The sequence below is a fragment of the Microbacterium sp. genome (assembly GCF_029263575.1).
GTDB lineage: Bacteria > Actinomycetota > Actinomycetes > Actinomycetales > Microbacteriaceae > Microbacterium.
The window spans coordinates 24,205-30,705 of sequence record NZ_JAJUFV010000018.1 but is presented as its reverse complement, the minus strand read 5'-3'; the positions used below and the strand labels follow the sequence as shown (position 1 = coordinate 30,705).

Annotated in this window: 7 protein-coding genes; 3 read left to right on the top strand and 4 right to left on the bottom strand. The window is 66.9% G+C overall.

All coding sequences use genetic code 11. From position 1 onward, the window contains the following. From Q1J95_RS03475 to Q1J95_RS03465, 3 genes are all read left to right on the top strand, one after another. The coding region (locus tag Q1J95_RS03475) for an ABC transporter ATP-binding protein (RefSeq protein WP_366945539.1) at window positions 1-893 on the top strand (893 nt) is incomplete at its 5' end. Next, window positions 890-1,672 (top strand): ABC transporter ATP-binding protein, encoded by a 783-nt coding sequence (locus Q1J95_RS03470; protein ID WP_300265877.1) that lies wholly within the window; start codon window positions 890-892, stop codon window positions 1,670-1,672. The genes Q1J95_RS03475 and Q1J95_RS03470, both read left to right, overlap by 4 nt. Window positions 1,673-1,691: 19 nt before the next feature. Beyond that, complete coding sequence (locus tag Q1J95_RS03465) at window positions 1,692-2,810, top strand: LLM class flavin-dependent oxidoreductase (RefSeq protein ID WP_300265876.1); 1,119 nt, start codon at window positions 1,692-1,694, stop codon at window positions 2,808-2,810. A gap of 10 nt (window positions 2,811-2,820) precedes the next feature. On the opposite strand, the gene Q1J95_RS03460 is transcribed toward Q1J95_RS03465, so the two are convergent. From Q1J95_RS03460 to Q1J95_RS03445, 4 genes are all read right to left on the bottom strand, one after another. Continuing rightward, complete coding sequence (locus tag Q1J95_RS03460) at window positions 2,821-3,765, bottom strand: NADP-dependent oxidoreductase (RefSeq protein ID WP_300265875.1); 945 nt, start codon at window positions 3,763-3,765, stop codon at window positions 2,821-2,823. Between the two features lie 70 nt (window positions 3,766-3,835). After that, window positions 3,836-4,669, bottom strand: coding sequence for a MetQ/NlpA family ABC transporter substrate-binding protein (locus Q1J95_RS03455; RefSeq protein ID WP_300265874.1), 834 nt, complete (start codon window positions 4,667-4,669; stop codon window positions 3,836-3,838). A gap of 42 nt (window positions 4,670-4,711) precedes the next feature. After that, on the bottom strand, window positions 4,712-5,455 hold the full coding sequence (locus Q1J95_RS03450) for a methionine ABC transporter permease (RefSeq protein ID WP_300265873.1): 744 nt from the start codon (window positions 5,453-5,455) through the stop codon (window positions 4,712-4,714). Further along, on the bottom strand, window positions 5,452-6,429 hold the full coding sequence (locus Q1J95_RS03445) for an ATP-binding cassette domain-containing protein (RefSeq protein ID WP_300265872.1): 978 nt from the start codon (window positions 6,427-6,429) through the stop codon (window positions 5,452-5,454). The genes Q1J95_RS03450 and Q1J95_RS03445 overlap by 4 nt, the downstream gene beginning before the upstream one ends. Window positions 6,430-6,501 lie beyond the last annotated feature (72 nt).

The following is a 6,501-nucleotide window of genomic DNA, read 5'->3' as shown; positions in this document are numbered from 1 at the left end:
CGCCGCACCTGTCGGACGACGTTGCCGCACGCAGCACCAACGTGCGAAACACCGGCCACCCCCTGTCGCCATCATTCGACGAGGGCTCCCTGGCTCGCCCGGCTGTCGCCGCCGCCGAGCAGCTCGTGATCACGGCATCCGATGGCACCGAGCTCGTGCACGGCGTCTCTGTTGTCGTGCGACCGGGCGAAGCCGTGGGTATCGTCGGTGAATCCGGCAGCGGCAAGACCCTCACCTGCCGCGCCCTGCTGGGAATCCTGCCACCCGGCCTCGCGGTCACCAGCGGGGCTGTGCGCATCGATGACCTCGACCTCACGCACGCGTCCGAACGGGAGTGGCGGCGTGTGCGTGGCACCCGCGTGGCAGCGGTCTTCCAGGATCCGGCGTCATATCTGCATCCGGCGATCCCGGTGGGCGCGCAGCTGGAGGAGACGCTGCGTGTCACCGCCGGGTTGCCGCGCCGCATCGCGCGTGAGCGCGCCCGCGAACTGCTCGATGATCTCGGCATCCGTCGTGTCGATCTCGTGCTGCGTCAGCGCGTCGCGCAGCTGAGCGGAGGCATGCTGCAGCGCGTCCTCATCGCGATGGCGCTCGCCGCCGACCCCGCCGTGCTGATCGCCGACGAGGCGACCACGGCTCTCGACGTCACGGTGCAGGCGGAGCTGCTCGAACTGCTTGCCCGGCTCCGCATCGAGCGTGACCTCGCGCTCATTCTCGTCTCGCACGATCTCGCGGTGGTCGCGCAGGTGTGCGAACGCGTGCAGGTCTTCCGCGATGGGCGTGTGGTCGAAGCCGGGGCGACGTCGCGCGTGCTGCGTGCGCCGGGGCATCCGTACACCCGCGAACTGCTCTCGGCACACGCCGCCTATGGGCTGGAGAGGTACATCGCATGAGCGTTCTCGAACTCGACCAGGTCAGCGTCGATTACGGCCGCACGCGCGTGCTCGATCGCATCTCGCTGACGGTGCGCGCGGGCGAGGTCGTCGGCATCGTCGGCGAATCGGGCTCCGGAAAGACGACGCTCGCTCGCACAGTGCTCGGCGCCATCGCGCCCGCTGAGGGGCGTGTGCAGGTCGCCGGTCACGATGTCACGCGCCTGCGCGGGCGCGCCCTGCGTTCGTGGCGTCGCTCGGGTGCCGCGCAGTATGTCTTCCAAGATCCGTTGCGCTCGCTCGACCCCGGCCTGCCGGTGGCGGAGTCGATCATCGAGGGGCTCCGCATCGCTCGCGTCGGTGTCGACGAGACGCGCAGACGAACGGATGCCGCGCTGAACGCCGTCGGCCTCGATCACGACCTGATCCGCCGCCTGCCATCGGGCCTGTCGGGTGGGCAACGTCAGCGGGCGGCGATCGCCAGAGCGCTCGTTGTCGAACCGCGCCTGCTCGTGCTGGACGAACCCGTGAGCGCACTGGACGCCGCCAGCCGCGACCGCGTCGTCCAGGCGCTCATCGCGCTTCGCGATCGCCGTGGCAGCGAGCTGGCGATGCTCGTCATCTCCCATGACATCGGTTCACTCGCCGCCATGAGTGACCGACTTGTCGTTCTCGGCCAGGGAGACATCGTCGAGGACGGCTCGACCAGGCGCGTGATCGCCGAGCCGCAGCATCCGTACACGCGCCTGCTGATCGACTCGGTTCCCCTCATCCACACCCCATCCGCCAACCGGCCCTGAACCATCTGGAGTCTGTGCAATGCCCATCGAACTGCTTGGAATGATCGCCACCACCGCTGGATCGGAGTCGAAGGCCCTCGACGGCCCGGTCATCGATCCCGCCTATGTGCGCGATTTCTCATTGGCTCACGAGGAAGCCGGTTTCGACCGTGTGCTGATCGGGTACAGCGCGAGCTCTCCCGACGGCTTCGCCGTGGCATCGGCCGCGCTGAACGCCACCGAGAAGCTGAAGGTGCTCATCGCGCACCGGCCCGGTTTCGTGCCGCCGACGATCGTGGCACGAAAGCTCGTCACGCTCGACCATCTCACCGGCGGCGGACGTGTCGCGATCCATCACATCACCGGTGGCAGCGAGGCCGATCAGCGCCGCGACGGGGACTACAGCGAGAAGGGCGACCGCTATCGCCGCACGGGTGAGTTCATCGAGGTGCTGCGAAAGACCCTCACCGAGGACGAGCCCTTCGACCACCACGGTGAGTTCTATGACTTCGACGGCGCGTACTCGGCGGCGAAGCCGGCGACGGATGCCGGGATCCCGATCTTCTTCGGAGGTCTGTCGTCCGGCGCGGTCGAGGTGGGCGCGAAAGCCGCCGACGTGTACATGCTCTTCGGCGAGCCGCTGGCGGACGTCGCCGAGCACATCCGCACCATCCGCGCAGCGGCGGCGAAAGAGGGACGCACGATCGAATTCAGCCTCTCGACGCGTCCGATCATCGCCGACACGGAAGAAGAGGCCTGGGCCAAGGCCGATCAGATCTACGCGCGCACCGAGCAGCTGCTCGCCTCTGAGCAGACCGGCAACACGCTCGCTTTCGCTAAGCCCGTGTCGGCCGAGCGAACCGCCGTCTCAGCCGATCGCCTGCAAGAGCACGCCAAGCGCGGCGATGTGCACGATGAGCGACTGTGGCTGGGCATCACGCGCCTGACCGGACCGTCGGGCAACTCGACGGCTCCGGTGGGAACGCCCGAGCAGGTCGCCGAGGCGCTGCTGAAGTACTACGACCTCGGCGTGACGCGCTTCCTCATCCGCGGGTTCGACCCGCTGGGTGATGTGCGCGACTGGGGCAAAGAGCTCGTGCCGCTGCTTCGCGAGGGCGCCCGCCTGCGCGATGAGGCCGCCGAAGCGCAGGTCGCCTAGATCAGGGTGATCACGGCACCAACGTGATCTTGCCGCGAGCGGCGTGCGCCTCGACCAGTTCGTGGGCGCGCGCCGCCTCTGCGAGAGGCAGCTCGACGCCGAGTTCGACCTGGAAGTCGCCGGCGGCGATCAGCTCGATGGCCACACCCACGGCTTCTGCGCGCCACGCGAGTTCCTGCTCGGTCAATGGCTCAGGCGATCCACCGCTGAAGGCCCGGATGCCGAAGCTCGCAGCATCCGGACCGCGAACGATCGTCGCGATGCGGTTGCGATCGGCGACCAGCTCAAGCGACGTCTCGATCGCCTCGTCGGTGCCAGCGCAGTCGAGCGCCACGGTGACGTCGCCGTCGATCGCCTCACGCACGCGGCCGACCAGCCCATCGCCGTAGGCGACCGGAATGGCTCCGAGCTCGCGCAGCTGCTCATGACGGGCGGGGCTTCCCGTCGCGACGACGGTGGCGCCCCACGCGAGGGCGAACTGGATGGCGGCCTGTCCGACCGCCCCCGATCCGGCGTGCACGAGCAGCGTGTCGCCCTTGCTGACACCGAGCGAACGCAGGCACTGGTAGGCGGTTCCGACCGGGATGCTGAGTCCGGCGCCCTCGGCTGCGGTGACGGCATCCGGAAGCAGGTCGAGATTCACGGTCTTCGCCACGACGTGTGTCGCATACGTGCCGAGGGTGTTTCCGATCGCTACCCGGTCGCCGACGGCGAACTCTGTCACGCCCTCGCCCAGCGTCTCGACCACGCCCGCACCGTCAAGGCCGATGCGTCGGGGTTCGGTGATCGGCGGGGAGGGACGCTTGCCGCCGCGCAGTTTCGCATCCAGAGGATTGACGCCGGCGGCTTCGATCCGCACCACCACCTCACCGGATCCCGCGACGGGATCAGGGATGTCTACGAGCTGGAGAACGTCGGGGGATCCGATTTCGGTGTAAACAATCGCGCGAGCCATGCCGCCAGGCTACCTGCAACAGAGCAGCCCCCGCACCGGATGGCGCGAGGGCTGCACGAAGAACACGGGTTCAGTCGACCGGAACGATCAGGCCCTTCCAGGTCTCGAGGATGAACTCCTTCGTGCGCTCGTCGTTCAGCATGTCCTGCAGGGCGAGGATGCGCGGGTCGTCCTTCAGCTCGGCGCGGGTGGCGAGAACGTTGTAGTACTCGCTGTCGGTGCCCTCGAACAGGATCGCCTGCTCATCGGAGAGACCGGCGGGAATCGCGAAGGATGCGGTCACGAACGAGGCATCGTTGTCGGGAAGAGCCAGCGCGAGCGAGGCGTTCTCGATCTCGATGAAGGTCAGGTTCTTCGGGTTGTCGGTGATCTCAGCGAGCGTGGTTGCGCCGTCTGCGATCTCGATCACACCTTCAGCGGCGAGCAGGCCGAGTGCACGGCCCTCGTTGGTGGGGTCGTTCGGGATGGCGACGGTGGCGCCGTCTTTGAGCTCATCGATACTGTCGACCTTCTCGCTGTAGAAGGCAGCGGCCGGCAGGTAGATCTCGCCGACAGAGATGAGGTCGTCACCGGCCTGCTCGTTGTACGTCTCCAAGAACGTGCTGTTCTGGAAGAGGTTGGCATCGACCGAGCCATCGGACAGGGCCGGGTTGGGCGTGTTGTAATCCGTGAACTCCTGCCATTCGATGGTCAGGCCCGCCTCCTCGGCGAGATTCTCGGAGATCCACTTGAGCATGTCACCCGCTGGCACCGGAAGCGCGCCGACGCGGAGGGTGCCGAGCCCTTCGGAACCGTCTGCGGCGGGAGCATTGTCGGTGTCGCCGCCAGCGCACGCGGTGAGGCTGAGGGCGATGACACTTGCTGTGGCGATGGCGACGCCGCGGGTGAGAGAAGAAAAGGACATTGCGGAACTCCGTTTGTGTTTCAAAGGTGGGATGGGAAAGCTCTAGGCGTTGGCACCGATGACATCGGCCGCATGGGCAGCACGATTCGCGTGGTCGAGAGAGCGGGCGATCAGGTTGCACACGCCCTGCACGATCAACACGATCACGAACAGGACGATCACCACCGCGACGATGTGCACCCAGCTGTAGCGCTGGAAGCCGTAGGTGAGCGCGACGTTGCCGAGTCCGCCGCCGCCGACGACACCGACCATCGCCGAGAAGTTGATGACAGACGTGATCGTCGTGGCGATGCCGAGCACGATCGCCGGCCCCGTCTCGGGAAGAATCACACGACGAACGAGTTGCCAGCGCGTGGCGCCAAGCGAGTCTGACGCTTCCAGCAAGCCGGAATCGACCTCTTTGACGGCGATCTCGACCACGCGCGCGAAGAACGGAATGGCGATGATCGTCAGCGGGAGAATCGCTGGCCCGGTGCCGATGAACGAACCGAGCACAAGGCGTGTCAACGGGATCAGCGCGATCATCAGCACGATGAATGGCACTGACCGACCCAGGTTCACGATGAACCCGAGCACGCGGTTGATGATGACACCCGCCGCGGCAGAGCCGAACGGCGTCGACAGGAACCGACCCTTCTCGGTGCCGACGAGCACGACGCCCAGCGGAAGTCCGACGAGGATGGTGAACAGGGTGGCGACGCCGGTCATCCATAGCGTCTCGAGCGTGCCCTTCAGAAGCGTGTCGAGAAGCTGCGACCAGAAATCAGGGGAGTCGTAATCGATCATGCTGCTTTCACCACCTCGACGGCGACATCGTGCTCGGCAAGGAACGCCTGCGCGCGCGAGAGAACCTCGGCGTCCGCGGGCAGGGCAAGCCGCGTGCGACCAGCCTGTGATCCGGCGATGTTCTCGATCGTGGCCCCGAGAATCGACACATCGAGGTCGAGCGTACGTGCCAGCAGCGTGATGGTCGGCCGCTCGGCCTCTTCGCCCGCGAAGGTGAGGTCGATGACGGCGGTTCCCGGAAGATCGGGTACCTCGCCCAGCGGGAACAGGTCGTGCGCCAGCCTGCTGCCGGGAGTGCGGATCAGATCGGTGAGAGCGCCCTGCTCGATGACCTTCCCGTGCTCGAGCAACGCGGCAGCATCACAGATCTGCTTGACGACAGCCATCTCGTGGGTGATGAGCATGATGGTGAGACCGAGCTCGCCGGACAGCCGGCGCAGCAGCGCGAGGATCTGCCGCGTCGTGTCGGGGTCGAGGGCGCTGGTCGCCTCATCCGACAGCAGCACGCTTGGCCGGGACGCCAGTGCGCGGGCGATTCCGACGCGCTGGCGCTGTCCGCCCGACAGCTGCGCCGGGTAGGCATCAGCGCGAGCGGCGAGACCGACCAGATCGAGCATCTCGCGCGCTTCGGCCGCACGGCCACCGCGGCTGCGCCCGACAGCTTCCAGCGCGAACTCAACGTTCTGCGCGACGGTGCGGTTGCCGATGAGGTTGAAGTGCTGAAAGACCATGCCGATGCCATGGCGCGCGGCGCGCAGTTCCTGCCCGCGCAGGTGGGAGATCACGGTGCCGTCGACGACGACACGACCGGAGTCTGGACGCTCCAGCGCGTTGACGGTGCGCAACAGAGTTGATTTGCCGGCGCCGGATTGACCGACGACGCCGAAGATCTGGCCGCGGCCGATCTCCAGTGACACGTCGTCCAGTGCGCGCGTGCCGCCGAAAGCACGACTGACATGCTCGATAGTGATCATGGGAGTGCTTTCGAAGATGGGGCGGTGGGGTATGGTTCCATCCCACTCGATCGTCGTGCGAACGCCAATTTG

Excerpts from the sequence above, each read along its gene's own strand:
- Q1J95_RS03455 (WP_300265874.1), bottom strand. The coding sequence starts at position 4,669 with ATGTCCTTTTCTTCTCTCACCCGCGGCGTCGCCATCGCCACAGCAAGT.
- Q1J95_RS03450 (WP_300265873.1), bottom strand. The coding sequence starts at position 5,455 with ATGATCGATTACGACTCCCCTGATTTCTGGTCGCAGCTTCTCGACACG.
- Q1J95_RS03465 (WP_300265876.1), top strand. The coding sequence starts at position 1,692 with ATGCCCATCGAACTGCTTGGAATGATCGCCACCACCGCTGGATCGGAG.
- Q1J95_RS03460 (WP_300265875.1), bottom strand. The coding sequence starts at position 3,765 with ATGGCTCGCGCGATTGTTTACACCGAAATCGGATCCCCCGACGTTCTC.
- Q1J95_RS03445 (WP_300265872.1), bottom strand. The coding sequence starts at position 6,429 with ATGATCACTATCGAGCATGTCAGTCGTGCTTTCGGCGGCACGCGCGCA.
- Q1J95_RS03470 (WP_300265877.1), top strand. The coding sequence starts at position 890 with ATGAGCGTTCTCGAACTCGACCAGGTCAGCGTCGATTACGGCCGCACG.